The 15,219-nt window shown below is 68.9% G+C and carries 11 protein-coding genes; 7 read left to right on the top strand and 4 right to left on the bottom strand.

Annotated elements, in window-relative coordinates:
* Positions 1-114 precede the first annotated feature (114 nt).
* Entirely contained in the window at positions 115-1,110 is a 996-nt protein-coding gene (bioB, locus tag J2S43_RS26780) for a biotin synthase BioB (RefSeq protein WP_306833792.1), read from the bottom strand.
* 56 nt (positions 1,111-1,166) lie between these two features.
* Here bioB and J2S43_RS26775 point away from each other — a divergent pair, with 56 nt between their 5' ends.
* On the top strand, positions 1,167-2,312 hold the full coding sequence (locus J2S43_RS26775; protein ID WP_306833790.1) for an 8-amino-7-oxononanoate synthase: 1,146 nt from the start codon (positions 1,167-1,169) through the stop codon (positions 2,310-2,312).
* 476 nt (positions 2,313-2,788) lie between these two features.
* Positions 2,789-3,523: a dethiobiotin synthase gene (gene bioD, locus J2S43_RS26770; protein ID WP_306839458.1), complete on the top strand. Its 735-nt coding sequence runs from the start codon at positions 2,789-2,791 to the stop codon at positions 3,521-3,523.
* A gap of 250 nt (positions 3,524-3,773) precedes the next feature.
* On the opposite strand, the gene J2S43_RS26765 is transcribed toward bioD, so the two are convergent.
* The 3 genes from J2S43_RS26765 to J2S43_RS26755 all read right to left on the bottom strand — a co-directional run bounded on the left by J2S43_RS26765 (position 3,774) and on the right by J2S43_RS26755 (position 7,336).
* Entirely contained in the window at positions 3,774-5,066 is a 1,293-nt protein-coding gene (locus J2S43_RS26765) for a hypothetical protein (protein WP_306833788.1), read from the bottom strand.
* Positions 5,045-5,902, bottom strand: coding sequence for an inositol monophosphatase family protein (locus J2S43_RS26760; RefSeq protein ID WP_306833787.1), 858 nt, complete (start codon positions 5,900-5,902; stop codon positions 5,045-5,047). The genes J2S43_RS26765 and J2S43_RS26760 overlap by 22 nt, the downstream gene beginning before the upstream one ends.
* Positions 5,903-6,004: 102 nt before the next feature.
* On the bottom strand, positions 6,005-7,336 hold the full coding sequence (locus tag J2S43_RS26755) for a cytochrome P450 (protein WP_306833785.1): 1,332 nt from the start codon (positions 7,334-7,336) through the stop codon (positions 6,005-6,007).
* 101 nt (positions 7,337-7,437) lie between these two features.
* Here J2S43_RS26755 and J2S43_RS26750 point away from each other — a divergent pair, with 101 nt between their 5' ends.
* From J2S43_RS26750 to J2S43_RS26730, 5 genes are all read left to right on the top strand, one after another.
* Entirely contained in the window at positions 7,438-10,485 is a 3,048-nt protein-coding gene (locus tag J2S43_RS26750; RefSeq protein ID WP_306833783.1) for a putative bifunctional diguanylate cyclase/phosphodiesterase, read from the top strand.
* Between the two features lie 433 nt (positions 10,486-10,918).
* Positions 10,919-11,968 carry an AIPR family protein gene (locus J2S43_RS26745; RefSeq protein WP_306833781.1) on the top strand — a complete coding sequence of 350 codons (1,050 nt, stop codon included), beginning with the start codon at positions 10,919-10,921 and terminating at the stop codon, positions 11,966-11,968.
* 103 nt (positions 11,969-12,071) lie between these two features.
* Entirely contained in the window at positions 12,072-13,388 is a 1,317-nt protein-coding gene (locus tag J2S43_RS26740; RefSeq protein ID WP_306826563.1) for an ISL3 family transposase, read from the top strand.
* Positions 13,389-13,403: 15 nt separating this feature from the next.
* Positions 13,404-14,075: an AIPR family protein gene (locus J2S43_RS26735; protein ID WP_306839457.1), complete on the top strand. Its 672-nt coding sequence runs from the start codon at positions 13,404-13,406 to the stop codon at positions 14,073-14,075.
* Complete coding sequence (locus tag J2S43_RS26730) at positions 14,072-14,563, top strand: hypothetical protein (protein WP_306833779.1); 492 nt, start codon at positions 14,072-14,074, stop codon at positions 14,561-14,563. The genes J2S43_RS26735 and J2S43_RS26730 overlap by 4 nt, the downstream gene beginning before the upstream one ends.
* The last annotated feature ends 656 nt before the right edge of the window (positions 14,564-15,219 follow it).

The following is a 15,219-nucleotide window of genomic DNA, read 5'->3' as shown; positions in this document are numbered from 1 at the left end:
GAACGGCACCTCACTGCGGTTTCGGGCGGGGGGACGGACGCGTCTTCGGCGGATGCGCGCCCTGCGGACGGGTGGAGTCCGGGCGCGGATTCGGCGGGCGTGGTCTCAAGCGCTTTACAGGGTCGCGGACAGCGCCTTGACCGGCATGCTCAACTCGTCCAGCAGCTCCAGGTCCGCGGTGGCCGGGCGGCCCAGCGTGGTCAGGTAGTTGCCGACGATCACCGCGTTGATGCCGCCGAGCAGGCCGTCGCGCGTGCCGAGGTCGCCGAGCGTGATCTCGCGACCCCCGGCGTACCGCAGGATGGTCTTCGGCATGGCCAGCCGGAACGCCGCGATCGCCCGCAGCGCGTCGCGCGGTGCCAGCACCGGCTGATCGGCCAGCGGCGTGCCCGGGCGCGGGTTCAGGAAGTTCAGCGGCACCTCGTGCGGGCCCAGCGAGGCGAGCTGCGCCGCGAACTCGGCCCGCTGCTCCACGCTCTCGCCCAGGCCGATGATGCCGCCGCAGCAGACCTCCATGCCGGACTCGCGCACCATCCGCAGCGTCTCCCAGCGCTCCTCCCAGGAATGCGTGGACACCACGTTCGGAAAGTACGACCGGCAGGTCTCCAGGTTGTGGTTGTAGCGGTGCACACCCATCTCGACGAGCTCGTCGACCTGCTCCTGGGTGAGCATGCCGAGCGACGCGGCCACCTGGATGTCGACCGCCTCCCGGATCGCGGCGACGCCCTCGCGCATCTGCTTCATCAGCCGCGCGTCCGGCCCGCGCACCGCGGCCACGATGCAGAACTCGGTCGCGCCGGTCGCCGCGGTCTGCCGCGCGGCCTCGACCAGCTGCGGGATGTCCAGCCAGACCGCGCGCACCGGCGAGGTGAACAGGCCGGACTGCGAGCAGAAGTGACAGTCCTCCGGGCAGCCGCCGGTCTTCAGCGAGACGATGCCCTCGACCTCGACCTCCGGCCCGCACCAGCGCATGCGCACCTCGTGGGCGAGTTGCAGCGCGGCGGGGAGGTCCTCGTCCGGCAGGGTCAGCACCTCGAGGATGTCGCTCTCGCCGAGCCCGATGCCGTTCTCCAGCACCCGGGTCCGGGCACGATCGAGGATGTCAGCCATGGTCCGTACCCTACAAGGCGGTTTGGAGACCACTCACAAGACGCAGGGGGTGCGCGGTGACACGCTGGCTGGACGCCCTGGACCGCAAGGCGGGCCTGCGCGCGCGGGCCGGGCTGACCCGGCGGCTGCGCCCGCGCGGCGCGTCCGGCGAGGTCACCGACCTCGCCGGCAACGACTACCTCGGCCTCTCCCGGCACCCGCGGGTGATCGAGGCCGCCACGGCGGCCCTCCGTCGTTATGGCGCCGGCGCGACCGGATCCCGCCTGGTCAGAGGCTCGACGGAGCTGCACGCGGCGCTGGAGACCGCGCTCGCCGACTGGCTCGGTGCCGAGTCCGCGCTGGTCTACTCGTCCGGTTACCTCGCGAATCTGGGCGCGGTCCGCGCGCTGACCCAGCCGTCCACGACGCTGATCACGGACGCGCACAACCATGCGTCGCTGGTCGACGGCGTCCGGCTGACCGGCCACACGCCGGTCGTCACACCCCACAACGATCTTTCGGGGGTACGGTCGGCGCTCGCCACCCCGCCCGCCGTGGTGATCACGGAGTCGGTCTTCTCCGTCGACGGTGACCTGGCGCCGCTGGCCGCGCTGCACGAGCTGGTGTCGTCGCACGAGGCGCTGTTGCTGGTCGACGACGCGCACGCGCTCGGCGTGCTCGGGCCGTCCGGTGCCGGTGGTGTCGCTTCCGCGCGGTTGTCGGGTGCACCCGACGTCGTGGTGACCGCCACACTCTCCAAAGCGCTCGGTGCCGCCGGAGGCGTGATCGCCGGGCCTGCCGCGCTGATCCGGCACCTGGTCGACACCGGGCGCACGTTCATCTACGACACCGCGCTCCCGCCGGCCACTGCGGCGGCGGCGCTGGCGGCGCTCGACCTGGCCCGGTCCGACGACGGGGCCCGCGCGGAGCTCGCGTCCCGCGCCGCGTTGGCCCACGCCCGGCTGACCGCGGCCGGTCTCTCCGCGGCCCCGCCGGCGGCCGGTGTCGTCTCGGTCACCGCCCCGGGGCCTACCGAGGCCGTGGCCTGGGCCGCCGCCTGCCTCGACGCCGGGGTGGCCGTAGGCTGTTTCCGCCCACCCACCACACCGGACCCGCGGTCCCGGCTGCGGCTGACCATCAACGTGGGCGTTCCCCGACCTGATTTCGAGCGAGCCCTGGACGTGATCGTCAAAACCGCCCCGCACCCGGCAGTCACCTCATGACCGCCACTCCCGCCGCGCCGGTTCTTCCGGACGCGCCGGTTCTTTCGGACGCGCCGGTTCTTTCGGACGCGCCGGTTCTTTCGGACGCGCCGGTTCTTTCGGACGCGCCGGTTCTTCCGGACGCGTCCGCCGCTGATGCGACAACCATCGCGTCCGCCGACCCCGACCGCGAAGCGGCCGGCGAGCAGCGAGATCCCGGCGCCGACGCGTCCGCCGGCCGGCAGACGGAGCCCGACGCCGGCGCAGTCGCCGGTGTGCGGGGAGAGCACGACGCCGGTCCGGTCGACGGGGTCCGGCGGAACCTCGATGCCGGCGCCGCGGTTACCGGGGAACAGGCGAATATCGGTGTCGGCGGGGAGCCGGAGAGATCCGGCGCGGGCACCGGGGTACCGGGCGCGGCCGGCTCGGACGACGAGCCGGACGGGTCGCTCGGAGACGGATTCGAGCCGGTCGAGGGCGCCGGTGCACCGGTCTCGCTGCCGGCCGAGGCGGGGGAGTGGCGCGGGATCGTCCTGGTGACCGGGACCGACACCGGCGTCGGGAAGACCATCGCGACCGCCGCGATCGCCGCCGCCGCCCGGCACGCCGGCCTGCGGGTCGCGGTGATCAAGCCGGGTCAGACCGGCACCGCGACCGGCGAGCCCACCGACGCCGAGGTGATCGCGCGGCTCGCCGGCCCCGACACGGTCCGCACGCTCGCGTCGTTCCCCGACCCGCTGGCCCCGCTCGCCGCCGCCCGGGTGGCCGGCCTGGAGCCGATCGAGCTCTACACGGTCGTCGACGAGATCCGCGCCGAGGCCGGCCGGCACGACCTGGTGCTGATCGAGGGCGCCGGCGGCCTGCTGGTCCCGATGGGCCTGCGCCCCTCCGGCGAGCCGTGGACCGTCGCCGACCTCGCCGTCACCCTCGACGCCAAGGCCGTCGTCGTCGCCCGCGCCGGCCTCGGCACGCTCAACCACACCGCGCTCACGCTCGAGGCCCTGGACCGCCGCGGCGTACCCGCCAGAATCGTCATCGGCGCCTGGCCCGCCGCCCCCGAGCTGGTCCATTGGACCAACCTCACCGACCTGATCCCCCAGCTCGCCGGCGCCATCCCCGACGCCGCCGGCGCCATCGACCCCGGCGTCTTCCGCCGCTCCGCCTCCGGCTGGCTCACCCCCACCCTCTACGGCGTCCTCGACGACTGGCGCACCTGGGCAGAAGATCTCTGACCGGCGCGCATCCCTTCATCAAGAGCCGGTCGGGGTCGACTGCCGGCGGTGATGGGCGGTCCTCTCAGGGGAGACACACCCGCAGCCGGGGACGATCCTCGTCAGCGGCGTCGTGGTCGCCGGATGCGATCAGCTCACCGAGGCCGATTCCGAGGACGCCTGCGATGACGTGGACCGTCCGCAGCTCGCAATCATCGCGTCCGCGCGGGCCGACGATCTTGTTCGGCGGCGACGAAGGGATAGGGGTGGGTCAGCGTCCGGAGGCCTTCCACGCCCACATGAACTCTCGATAGAGGAACTGCTGGTAGGGCTGGCCGCTGAAACGGAACTGGGCGACCTGCTTGCCGAGGGTCCTCGTGCCGAACCAGAGTCCCGACACCTTGGGCACCCCGGTAGCCATCTGGACCACGGAGGCGACGTCATCGACGAGTTCGCGCTCGACTGCGGAGGTCTCGACCCGCCGCAACCCGAGGCGGTCGAGAAGGTGTTCCTTGACCTCGTCGATGTCTCTCACGACGCGTAAGAGGTCCTCATCGGTGACGCACCGCATAACGGTCTCGCGAAGCTCTGCAGCGCTGTCACGGTAGTCGCGGATGCGATCCACGACCATCTCAAGCCATGTCTGGTCCGATTCCCGCAGGGTCTCCGACGAGTCCCAGAGCCGGCCACCGAGGAGCGGCAACTCGAGTTCGAGAAGTCGCATCCGATGGGACAACGGCGTTCCCGCGGCTTCTGACAGCGACCGATGGATTCCCCTGACTGCCTTGATCAGGTCGAGTACGGATTCGTTGTCGGCGTCGTCCTGGTTGAGCTGGAAGGTGAGGGAGAAGTCCCTGCGCATCGGATGTGCTTGGTAACACGTGCCGGCTGCCTCCGCCCGGACCTTGTACTTGAGGCCGCGAGCCAGATTGGCCATGACGTACTTCTGCTCAGTGGCGGCGGCAACCTGTTCGAGCGATCCTTCCAAGGCCAAGGCCGCGGCGCGCGCCCAGTGGCCGTAGTCGTCATCCTCGATGCCGTCGGACGTGGCGATCCGATCGGCGTGGTTGCCGGGTATCCGGATCTTTCGAGCTTGGAAGTCGGACCATTCGCCGATGCGACGGGACAGGCTGTTGCGCCGGGCGGATTGAGCACGGTCACAGATCAGCGCTTGCTCGACGAACTGCATGACGCTGCGTGTGCCTTGTGGGCTCTTGAGATCCCGCAAGGCGCTGGCCTCGGCCGCCGAAGCGGCGGCCCATTCCCGATCACTCAGGCGGAGCGGACGCACGAGGCCGGTGTGCATCAGTGCTCGCAGAAGCCGAGGTTGCTCGCCGTAGTCCTCGGGTCGGGGGTCCGGCAGCATGGGATGAGCCACGAAGACGGCCGACATGAAGATCAGCGACTGGATCAGTTCCACGAAGCACTGCCGGGCGAATGGATCCTCCGGCGCGGTGCCCTGGTTCTGCGACAGGATGAAGTTCTCGGCGCCGATGATCGACGTGACGTCGATCAGGACGCTCGAGTCCCGCTGCAGCCCGCTTACAGGGTCTTCAAGAACCACTCGACTGCCTCCGGTGAACCGAGGATGGTGGAGTCAAACGTGGGCTCGGCGGCCCGCAACGTAGCGACGTCCACCGGTACGCGAGCGGCGCCGGTACGGGCGGCGGTGCGCAGGCCGACGGTTTCACCGAGGCAGAGTCCGGCGAGGCCGTCCCAGATCTTCTGGTTGGATCGGTAGAAGAGTGTGAAGTGGGCAGGGCGTGCATCAGAGTATTGACTCACGTCAATTGATGCCCGGACCATGTCCAGCGTCTGCGATGTGGTGCGCGTCTTGAGACGGAACCCCGCGCCCTGAAGCTGGGCTTCGAAGGCGCGAGGCTCGGTGCCGCTGCTGCGCGTCACCGATGCCCATCGCTCGCCGGCCGGTGCCGCATGATCGCCGAGCCGGGCACCGTTGACCTTCACGCTGCCGGCCGGCTGGTCGCAGGTGATCAACAAGGGTGTTCCGCCGGTGCCGAGCTCCGGCGCGAGGACGAAGGCTGCGACCGGCCGGCGATCCCGCAGAACGCAGACGACTGAGGCGAACTCGCGATGACCCGGACGGACGAATTCCGCTGTGCCGTCGATCGGATCGATGACGTACAGCAGCTTGCTCGGGTCCGTGACCTCGGCCCGCTCGTCTGTACGCCCGTCCTCCTCGCCGATGATGACCGCATCCGGATCGAACTCGCGGATCCTGGCAGTGATCAACTCTTCGACCTCGACGTCAGCCGCGGTGAGGATCGTCCTGTCGGGCTTGATGGTCACCGGCAGTGTCGCGATGCGCTGCCGGTACCGGCCCATGACGTCCGTCAGCTCGTCGGCGAGCGCTGACCACAGTCCGTCAAGATCCGCCACGGCGCGCCTCCACGTGCTTCGGACGACCGGCATGCCAGGACGCGATCGCTCTTCCGCGGCGTCCTGTTCGGGCTGCTCATCGTTTCACGCAGCGGCAGGTTGTCATAGCCCGGCGTGACGGCGGTGTCTATGGCCGATCTGCGGGCGCACGGCTTCGGCTTCCGGCACCCCGTTCTGCGGTCCTATGACGAAGGCGTCCGGCATGCGGAACGTCAGGTTGTCCGGGGACCAGGGGGCCCGCAGGACCGTTACCGAACGCAACAGTGAGCGCGTTTCCTCCGTGACCACCTCCGCCTCCATGCGGGCCAGGCTGGCCCCCACGCAGCGGTGGGCGCCGGCGCCGAAGGCCAGGTGGCGGCGGCTGCCGGGCTGGCCGGGGCGGAAGTCGTCCGGGGCGGCGACCACGGCGGGATCGCGGCCGGCCGCGGTCAGCCAGAGCAGCAGGCTGGTCCCGGCCGGAATTCGTACGTCACCCAGCGTGGTGTCGCGGGCGGCCACCCGGCGCCAGGTGACGATCGGGGTGTCGAGGCGGAGGGACTCCTCGACGATGTCGGCCGTGCGGGCGTCCGGCGGGATCGGGGTGGTGGCGAGCCGGTGCATCAGCAGCGTGAGGAACTGGGACGTGGTCTCCTGGCCGGCCACGAGTAGGAAGAACAGCGCGCCGGCGACGACGTCGGGCCCGTGACCGGCCGCGCGGAGGCGGGCGGCGAGACCGTCGCCGTGGGCGGCGAAGTCGCGCAGCGTCGTGTGGAACTCGCCCACCACGGTGGCCAGGTGGTTCTGCCGGTCGGCCGACAGGGGGGCCCAGAACAGCTCGAGCGCGGCGCGGGCGAACGTCTTGACCGCGGCGGTCTCGGCCTCGGGCAGGTCGACCAAGCGAGCCAGGACCAGCAGCGGGAGGTCGGCCGCGATCGCGGCATGAAGGTCGACGGACCGGCCGGCCGCCAAATCGGATGAGACGCCAGAAACCCGGCGCCGCACCACGGACGACAGCCATGGACGCTGCGCCGCCACGGAGTGCGGATGCAGCAGCTCCGCGACCTCGGCGCGAATCGCGGGGTGGCTGGCACCGCCGTTGTTGGCGAGCGTCGGGGGCAGCCGGAAGCCGTGCCGGACCAGGATGCGCAGCGCGCTCGCGGGCATCGGGGTGACCGCGTCGAGCGCGTTGTCCGGACGGTACGTGTCCGGGTCGGCCAGCACCGCGCGCACCTCGGCGTGCCGGGTGACCAGCAGGTGCTCGCCGCCGACGCCATCGGGAACGAGACGCCCGACGCCGTCGGGAACGAGACGCCCGACGCCGTCGGGAACGAGACGCCCGACGCCGTCGGGAACGAGACGCCCGACGCCGTCGGGAACGAGACGCGCGACGCCGTCGGGAACGAGACGCGCGGCCGGCGATTCCCCGGCCGGCGATTCCCAGAGTCGAAACAGCACGGGATCACGCTACTCAGCGCGGCCGGTGCCGTTTCCCTCATCCGAGTCGGAAGCGCGCCGATTGTCCGATAGGCGGGAGAGGCAGCGGTGGGGGGTCGCGGATGTCGGCAGGACGGGTGAGCGTCGGCTTCACCGTCTGGCTCGCCGTGCTCACCGCGCTGTTCTACGCGTTTCCGCAGCAGAAGGCGCTGACGTGGGTGCTGATCGGCCTGTCCGGCGCGGCCGCGGTGCTGGCCGGCGTCCGGCTGCACCGCCCGCGCCGCCGCCTGCCGTGGTACCTGCTGGCCGCCGCGCTGGTGGCGTTGAACATAGGTGACACCTATTACAACTGGCTCGTCGAGGTGGCGCACGACCCGGATCCGTTCCCGTCGTACGCCGATGCGGTCTATGTGGTGGTCCCGGTGCTACTGGCCGCCGCGCTGCTCCGCTTCATGGCCGCGCGCACGGTCGGGCGGGACCGCAACGCGCTGCTCGAGGCGCTGATGGTGACGGCCGCGCTGGCGCTGCTGGCCTGGGTCTACCTGGTCGCGCCGTTCATCCGCGACTCCGGCGTGACGGTCGTCGAGCGGGTCGCCGCGATCACCGGGCCGGTCGGTGACCTGGTGTGCGTGGCCGCGCTGGCCCGGCTGCTGGCGACCGGCGGGCGCCGCCCCGTGTCCGCGAACCTGCTGGTCCTGGGCGTGCTGTCGCTGCTGGTCACGGACTGCCTCTACTCGATCGGCCTGCTGTCCGGCGACTGGCGGGTCGGCGGCCCGGTGGACCTCGGCTGGGTGATCTTCTACGGCGCCCCGGGCCTGGCCGCGCTGCAGCCGTCGATGCGCTGGCTGACCGAGCCGATGCCACGCCTTCCCGGGTACGCGTCCCGCGCCAACGCGTTCCAGGGCACGATGCTGCTGGCCGTGAGCCTGGTCGGACCGGTGGTGCTGCTGGCCGAGGCGATGCGCGGCAACCTGCGGGACGTACCGTTGATCGCCTGTGTGACGCTTCTGATCTCGATGCTCGGCGTGCTCTGGTCGACCGGTTCGCGCACCCGATTCGTGGCGACGCTGGACCGCGAGTCCGCGCTGCGCGAGGCGGGCGCCCGGCTGGTCTCCGCGACCACCGTGGCCGCGGTCGGCGACGTGGTCCGGTCCACGGTCGTCCGGCTGCTGCCCGCGGACGCGCCGCACGCGGTGCTGTTCGCCCCGGCGGTGGCCGACCACGACGAGGCGGGCGAGGTCGGCGACCTGGACCGGGAGGTGTCCCCGCCGGGCCGGCGGCCGTGGCTGGCCGCCGGGCGCGAGCTGATCGGGTTCGACCGGATGCTGTGCTGCCCGCTCGGCGTGGAACCGGTCCAGACGCTGTACCTCGGCGCGGCCGAGGAGCAGCTGCGGCTGCTGGCCGGGTCGATGGAGGTGCTGGCGTCGCAGACCGGGCTGGCGATGGCCCGGATCGCGCTGACCGAGGAGGTGCACCGCGCACAGAGCGAGGCGTACTTCCGGACGCTCATCCTGCACGCCTCCGACGTCATCATGATCGTGGACTCCGACGACACGGTCCGGTACGCCAGCCCGTCCGCGCACACCGTGCTGGAGGCGCCTGACCTGGTCGGCGCGGCCCTGGAGACCGTGATCGACCTGGCCGACCGCACCCGGTTCCGGCACATGCTGGCGCAGGCCCGCGCGGGCGTCGGCCGGCACGACGGCATGGACTTCACCGCGGTCCGCCGGGACGGCGCCCGCCTGCAGATCGAGGTCAACTGCCGGGACATGCGGGACGAGCCCACGGTCAACGGCCTGGTCCTGACGCTCCGGGACGTCACCGAACGGCGCACGCTGGAACGCGAGCTGACCCATCAGGCGCTGCACGACTCGCTGACCGGCCTGGCCAACCGGGTGCTGTTCACCGACCGGGCCCAGCACGCGGCCGCGCGCGCGGGCCGGGACGGCTCGCTGGTCGGCGTACTCCTGATCGACCTGAACGGGTTCCGCCTGATCAACGAGGCGCTCGGGCACACGGTCGGCGACCGGCTGCTGGCCGGCGTGGCGGAACGGCTGACCGAGGTGCTGCGCCCCGGCGACACGGTCGCCCGGCTGGGCGCGGACGAGTTCGCCGCGCTGATCGAGGACGTCAGCCACCTCTCCGAGCTGGAGGAGATCGCCGGGCGGGTGACCACCGCGTTGACCTCGCCGTTCACCATCGAGGGTGAGCAGATCGGCGGCGTCGCGAGCGTCGGTGTCTCCACCACCGCGGAGGCCCGGGACGCGGACGAGCTGCTCCGCCAGGCCGATCTGGCGCTGAACGTGGCGAAGGCGGCCGGGCGCGGGCAGTGGCGGCGGTACCAGGCCGAGGTGCACTCCGCGCTGGTCGCCCGGCTGGAGCTGCGGGCCGCGCTGGAGCAGGCGGTCAGCGGCGGCCACTTCGTGCTCCAGTACCAGCCGATCGTGGACCTGCTCACCGACGAGGCGGCCGGGTTCGAGGCGCTGGTCCGCTGGAAGCATCCGACCCGCGGCGTGATCCCGCCCGACCAGTTCATCAACCTCGCCGAGGAGACCGGCCTGATCGTGCCGATCGGAAACTGGGTGCTGGAGGAGGCGCTGCGCTCGGCGGAACGCTGGAACCGGCTGGTGCCGTCGGACCGCCCCCGCTACGTGAGCGTGAACGTGTCCGCGCGCCAGTTCCGCCACCCCGGCTTCATGGACTCGGTCCGGCAGATCCTGGCCGACTCCGGCGTACCCCCGCGGGCTCTGCTCCTGGAGATCACCGAGAGTCTGCTACTGCGCGACGACGAGCAGGTCTGGGCGGACCTCGCCGCGCTGCGCCAGACCGGTGTGCGGATCGCGATCGACGACTTCGGCACCGGATACTCGTCGCTGAGCTACCTGCGCCACATGCCGATCGACGTCCTCAAAATCGACAAGTCGTTCATCGACGACATGGTCCACAGCCGCAAACAGCGCGCCCTGGTCTCCGCGATCGTCCAGCTGGCGGACACGCTGGACCTGCGGGTGATCGCCGAGGGCATCGAGGAGCCCGTGCACCGCGAGATGCTGGCCAGCATGGGCTGCCCCTACGGCCAGGGCTACCTCTTCTCCCGCCCGGTCAACGCCGCCGACATCTACGGCTGGCTCTCCGCCCGAGGCAAGGCCCCGAAGACCGCAACGGCGTAGATCCAGATCAAGATCTGGATCTTCCCGCTTCCGGCGTGGTCACGTTTCTCAGTGCTCCCGCGGGCACCGGTCGTCGCTGGCGCTCCTCCCACGTTGGGCGGGTGGCAGGGGAAAGCCCGAGGTCGCTGCTTCCCACACCACCTCGCGTCGCCAGATCTTCCACATCCAGGCGTCTCCTTGACGTCGCAGCCTGGTCATAGGCGCCCAGGATCTCAAGCGGGTCTGACGTTCATACCAAGACCGTTCAACTTCGGCAATCACAAAGTCGACCACTGCCCAGCCCGATGAGATACGTTCCCGAGCTGCGGTAAAGTACATACGTTCTATTCGTTGCTGTGTATCGGCGATGGACTCGGACTTTCAATTCGTATATCTTCCGACAGTAGGCCGTCGCGGCGATCGGAGGTCCGGCGTGGATTTTCTCCTCCAAAGAATGATCAGTGCGTTCGAAGCCGATCGCGGATTGCAGAACCTTCCGAAGAGTGAATTGTTTGAGACGTTCGCCGGGCATTGCGTGGTCAGTCAGTTTCATGAGAGTCAGTTCGATGCGGATCGCCTGCGTATGGGTCAAGGTGATGATCTCGGCATCGATGTCCTGGCCATCATGATAAACGGCGAACTCGTCGACGCTGCCGACGTAAAAGCGAAGGTTCAGGTGGAGCAGGATATCCGTGTGCATTTCATTGTCGTTCAGGCCAAGACCAGTCCTCACTTTGAAGCGAAGGTTTTCACCGACCTGGCCGACAGCCTGGTTCACATCTTCACCGCGCAGCCCATGACCTATCGATGTTCCGACGCGGTCCGGGAGTTCCGTACGGCGATCGAGGCGATATACGAGGATCTTGGCAGAATGAGGAATCGGTCCCCGTCGCTCAGTGTCTGGTACGCCACGACGGGGAGGCGTGGTGACGATCTACTCGAAGCCAAGCGCGGGACAGCCGCAAGCCAACTGGAGGAGACCGGGTACTTTTCCGAAGTCCAGGTGGAAGCACTCGGGGCACGCGAGTTGAAAGACCTCTACAAGCGGTCCAAGGACAAGGTCTCGGCCTCAGTCGTGCTTGAGGACCGGATTGCCATGCCCGGCGCACCCGGCATCAGGCAGTCCTTTCTTGCCCTGCTGAACGCCCGCGACCTAGTGAAGAACGTGCTCACTGACAGGGCCGGCGGGATGCGGGAACTGTTCGATGAGAACGTCCGAGGCTTCCAGGACTATAACGTCGTTAATCAGGACATCCGTAACACGCTACGGAACCCGGAGGAACGGCTCCGATTCGCCGTACTGAACAACGGCATCACTATCGTGGCGCGCAGTGTGACCACCGTGGGGAAGACGTTCGAGTTGCGTGACTTCCAGATCGTCAATGGATGCCAGACCTGCCACGTGCTGTTCGATGAACGGGAAACGCTAGACGATGACGTCTTCGTGAACGTTCGGCTCATCGAGTCGAAAGACGAGGACGTCATTGCGGCTCTTCGAAGTTGAGCGGGGTGCGGTGTTGACGGCGACCCGGACGTAGCGGGCTCGCAGCTCGTCGGTGATCATCTGAGTGTCTAGATCGGATAGTCACAAGTGAAGAGCTGCGAGCATGGTCAACGATACGACCCGGCTGCTGGGCCTTGACGGCCTGGTCGTCGATCGGGTCGAGCTGGATGCCGCTGGTGTGCCGGTGGTGGTCTTGTCCACTGGGTGTGAGCAGGCGCGTTGCTGCCCGGACTGCGGTCAGGAGGCGGTGCGGGTGAAGGCGTGGGTCACGACCCGGCCGCGGGATCTGCCGGTCGCCGGCCGGACGGTGCGGTTGCGGTGGCGTAAACGCCGCTGGCACTGCCCGACCGATAGTTGTCCGCGTGTGTCGTTCACCGAGCAGGTCGGGCAGGTCCCGGCCCGGGCGAGACTGACCGGCAGGCTCCGCGCCGCGGCCGGGGCCGCAGTCGCTGACGGCGGGCGGACGGTCGTGCAATCGGCCCGTGATCACGGACTGTCGTGGCCGGTCGTCGCGGCGGCGTTCACCGCTCACGCCGCAGCGGTGCTGCCCGCCGAGCCCGATCCGGTCGAGGTGCTGGGGATCGACGAGACCCGCCGGGGCCGGCCGAAATGGGAGTTCGACCCGGTCACCCAGGCGTGGCAGACGAGCGTGGACCGGTGGCACGTCGGCATGTGTGACCTGACCGGCGGCCAAGGGCTCCTCGGCCAGGTCGAGGGCCGGACCGCCCAGACCGTGATCGACTGGCTTACCGCCCGCAGCCAGGATTGGCGTGACCAGGTCCGATACGTGGCGATCGACATGTGCACGATCTTCAAATCCGCGATCACCACCGCGCTACCACACGCGATCCTGGTCGTCGATCACTTCCACGTCGTGCAACTCGCCCACCAGGCCCTCAACGACGTCCGCCGCCGGATCACCGTCCAGCACCGCGGCCGCCGGGGCCGGGCCGGAGACCTCGAATGGGACCTACGCAACCGCCTGACCCGCTCCGCACGCCGGCTCCGCGCCGAACGCGTCGACAAACTCTGCGACGACCTCACCACCCTGCCAGCCAAGATCAGCACACCGATCCTGGCCGCATGGAACGCCAAGGAAGACCTCCTCGACCTCCTCGCCCTGGCCCGCACCCACCCGAACCGCGAAACCATCACCCGGCACCTGCACCGCTTCTACACCCGCTGCGCCGACTCCGGCCAGCCCGAACTCACCCGCCTCGCCCGCACGATCGAGACCTGGTGGCCGCAGATCCTCGCGTTCCTACACACCGGCATCACCAACGCCGGCTCCGAGGGCACCAACCGCGTCATCAAAACCGTCGCCCGCAACGCCTACGGCTTCCGCAACCCCGAAAACCAACGCCTACGCACCCGCGCCGCCACCACCCGAAAATCCCGCGGCCACCTCAACCCCGCTTAACCTCGAAGAGCCGTCATTGCATCGATAGTGAAGGCCACCAACCGGCAGACCGCGGTGACCGAGAACAACCTTGCCTCTCGGCAGAAGATTCATCGCGAGGTGGAAGAGTGCTTCGAAAGCCAGCCGGAGGGCAGGCAGCTCTACTATGAGCGACGGTCCGGGCAGTATGACACGTCGGCCGTCGCGAAACCGAGAATCATCACCTTCATGCAGTTGACTCGTGCCTATGCGGCGATGATTTTCGATAACGCGGCCTGGTTTGGACATTACAAGCAAATTCTCAACGAACACCGGGACCGTATATTCCGGGAGTCCGACGGCCCGTTTCCGTACTACACCAGCGCAGCCGCTCTATTCTGCATTGATCGAATGTTCACCGACAAGCGGATCCCCCGGCTCTACAACTCGGCGCGCTTTCACCTGCTCGCGGGGGTGCGGCTCACTCTGATCGGGCCGAGAATGCCGAGTGGCGGTCGCCCTTTGAACGATGCCTGCAACACGATCCTGGACGTCATGTGGGATCCGGTGGCCTCGGAGGAATTGGTTCGTTCGCTGCTGCCGCCTCTGATCAGAGCCAAGGGCGAGACGGAGTCGACGTTCGGCACTGTCGCTCGTACCAAACGGTTCGGCGAGGACTACCGCCGGCTTCTGCTCGAAGCTGGGCATAGCGAGAGGAAGCAGCGATGACCGATGCGGTGGCCGCGCTGGCCGCAGTATTCAACCAGATGAATAACCTGGTCAAGTCCCTCGTACAGGATCAGCTCACGAATCTCGTCTCCGGCACCGCGAAGGTGGTCGTGCTCGCTCCTGGACAGCAGGTCGTCGATCCGCTACCCGGCCTGGATGACGCACTGAAAAAGCTGAAGGCGGCGACCCCCGAGGAGATTGCGCAACTCAACGACGGAAGCCTCAAGGTTCGGCTCCTGCCCCGAGGGTCCAGGATCATTACGCCGCTGAACATCAGGGAGATCGCCACGCAGGTCAGATCTCTCCACACGGCGGACGACATTCTGCTGGCGCTGGAGCGGGACGGGCGTCTCGACCTGCCGCGACTACGTCGCCTGGCCGACGAACTCAACATAACCCTTCCCGGCGGACGATTGACGAAACCCGCCGCTCAGCTGTATCTCGCGCAGAAGCTCGCCGCCTACAACGATCGGAATCCGAGCTCTTGAGTCGGGTGTCGAGGAATACGACGTCACCTCCATGGTCAAATGTTCGAGGCCAGCTCCGACCCTTCCGGATCTGGCCTCCGAGCTGTTACTTCTTGGTGGGCGACACTGGGATTGAACCAGTGACCTCTGCCGTGTCAAGGAAGCCGACTTCGGTCGCATCCAGGTCCTACGCTTGCTGCAGGTCGGAGCAGATGAAGGTCGGTATGACTGGACTGCTGATGTGCGATGCGGAGGCTCGGCACCCTCTCTCGGAGCCCGGCAGTGAAGTGAGCGTGACACTGTCGCGAGAGACCGCCGAGCTGGTGTCACGGTTGACCGATGCTCGGGCACGCGGCGAGGACGTCGTCGTGTGTCCTGCGGACACGGAGTCAGCCCGACCGGGGGTCGCGGTCCCGGTGAGGCCTCGGGCTTGTGGTGCCGATGCTGGCGTTGACCGCCGGCGAGTGGGTGAAGCGGCCACCCACCTGACGTGCAGGGAGGAGCGCCAGCGACGACCGGTGCCCGCGGGAGCACAGGGGACTCGGCCACGCCGGAAGCGGGAAGAAAGGTTTGAAGGTCTTGCTCTTCGGCGCCGGTGGAGCGGAAGCGGGGCCGGAAAGAGCACACGCCCGGCTGCCCGCGGGGGGTGCGGTCGGAGCCGGGCGGTGCGGAATATG

The sequence above is a fragment of the Catenuloplanes nepalensis genome, assembly GCF_030811575.1.
Taxonomy (GTDB): domain Bacteria; phylum Actinomycetota; class Actinomycetes; order Mycobacteriales; family Micromonosporaceae; genus Catenuloplanes; species Catenuloplanes nepalensis.
The sequence above is the reverse complement of the archived record's forward strand: the minus strand, read 5'-3'. Positions and strand labels throughout refer to the sequence as shown.

What these genes read in the sequence shown, in the direction of transcription:
- bioB (WP_306833792.1), bottom strand. Translation starts at nt 1,110, where the DNA reads ATGGCTGACATCCTCGATCGTGCCCGGACCCGGGTGCTGGAGAACGGC.
- J2S43_RS26750 (WP_306833783.1), top strand. Translation starts at nt 7,438, where the DNA reads ATGTCGGCAGGACGGGTGAGCGTCGGCTTCACCGTCTGGCTCGCCGTG.
- J2S43_RS26745 (WP_306833781.1), top strand. Translation starts at nt 10,919, where the DNA reads ATGATCAGTGCGTTCGAAGCCGATCGCGGATTGCAGAACCTTCCGAAG.
- J2S43_RS26740 (WP_306826563.1), top strand. Translation starts at nt 12,072, where the DNA reads ATGGTCAACGATACGACCCGGCTGCTGGGCCTTGACGGCCTGGTCGTC.
- J2S43_RS26730 (WP_306833779.1), top strand. Translation starts at nt 14,072, where the DNA reads ATGACCGATGCGGTGGCCGCGCTGGCCGCAGTATTCAACCAGATGAAT.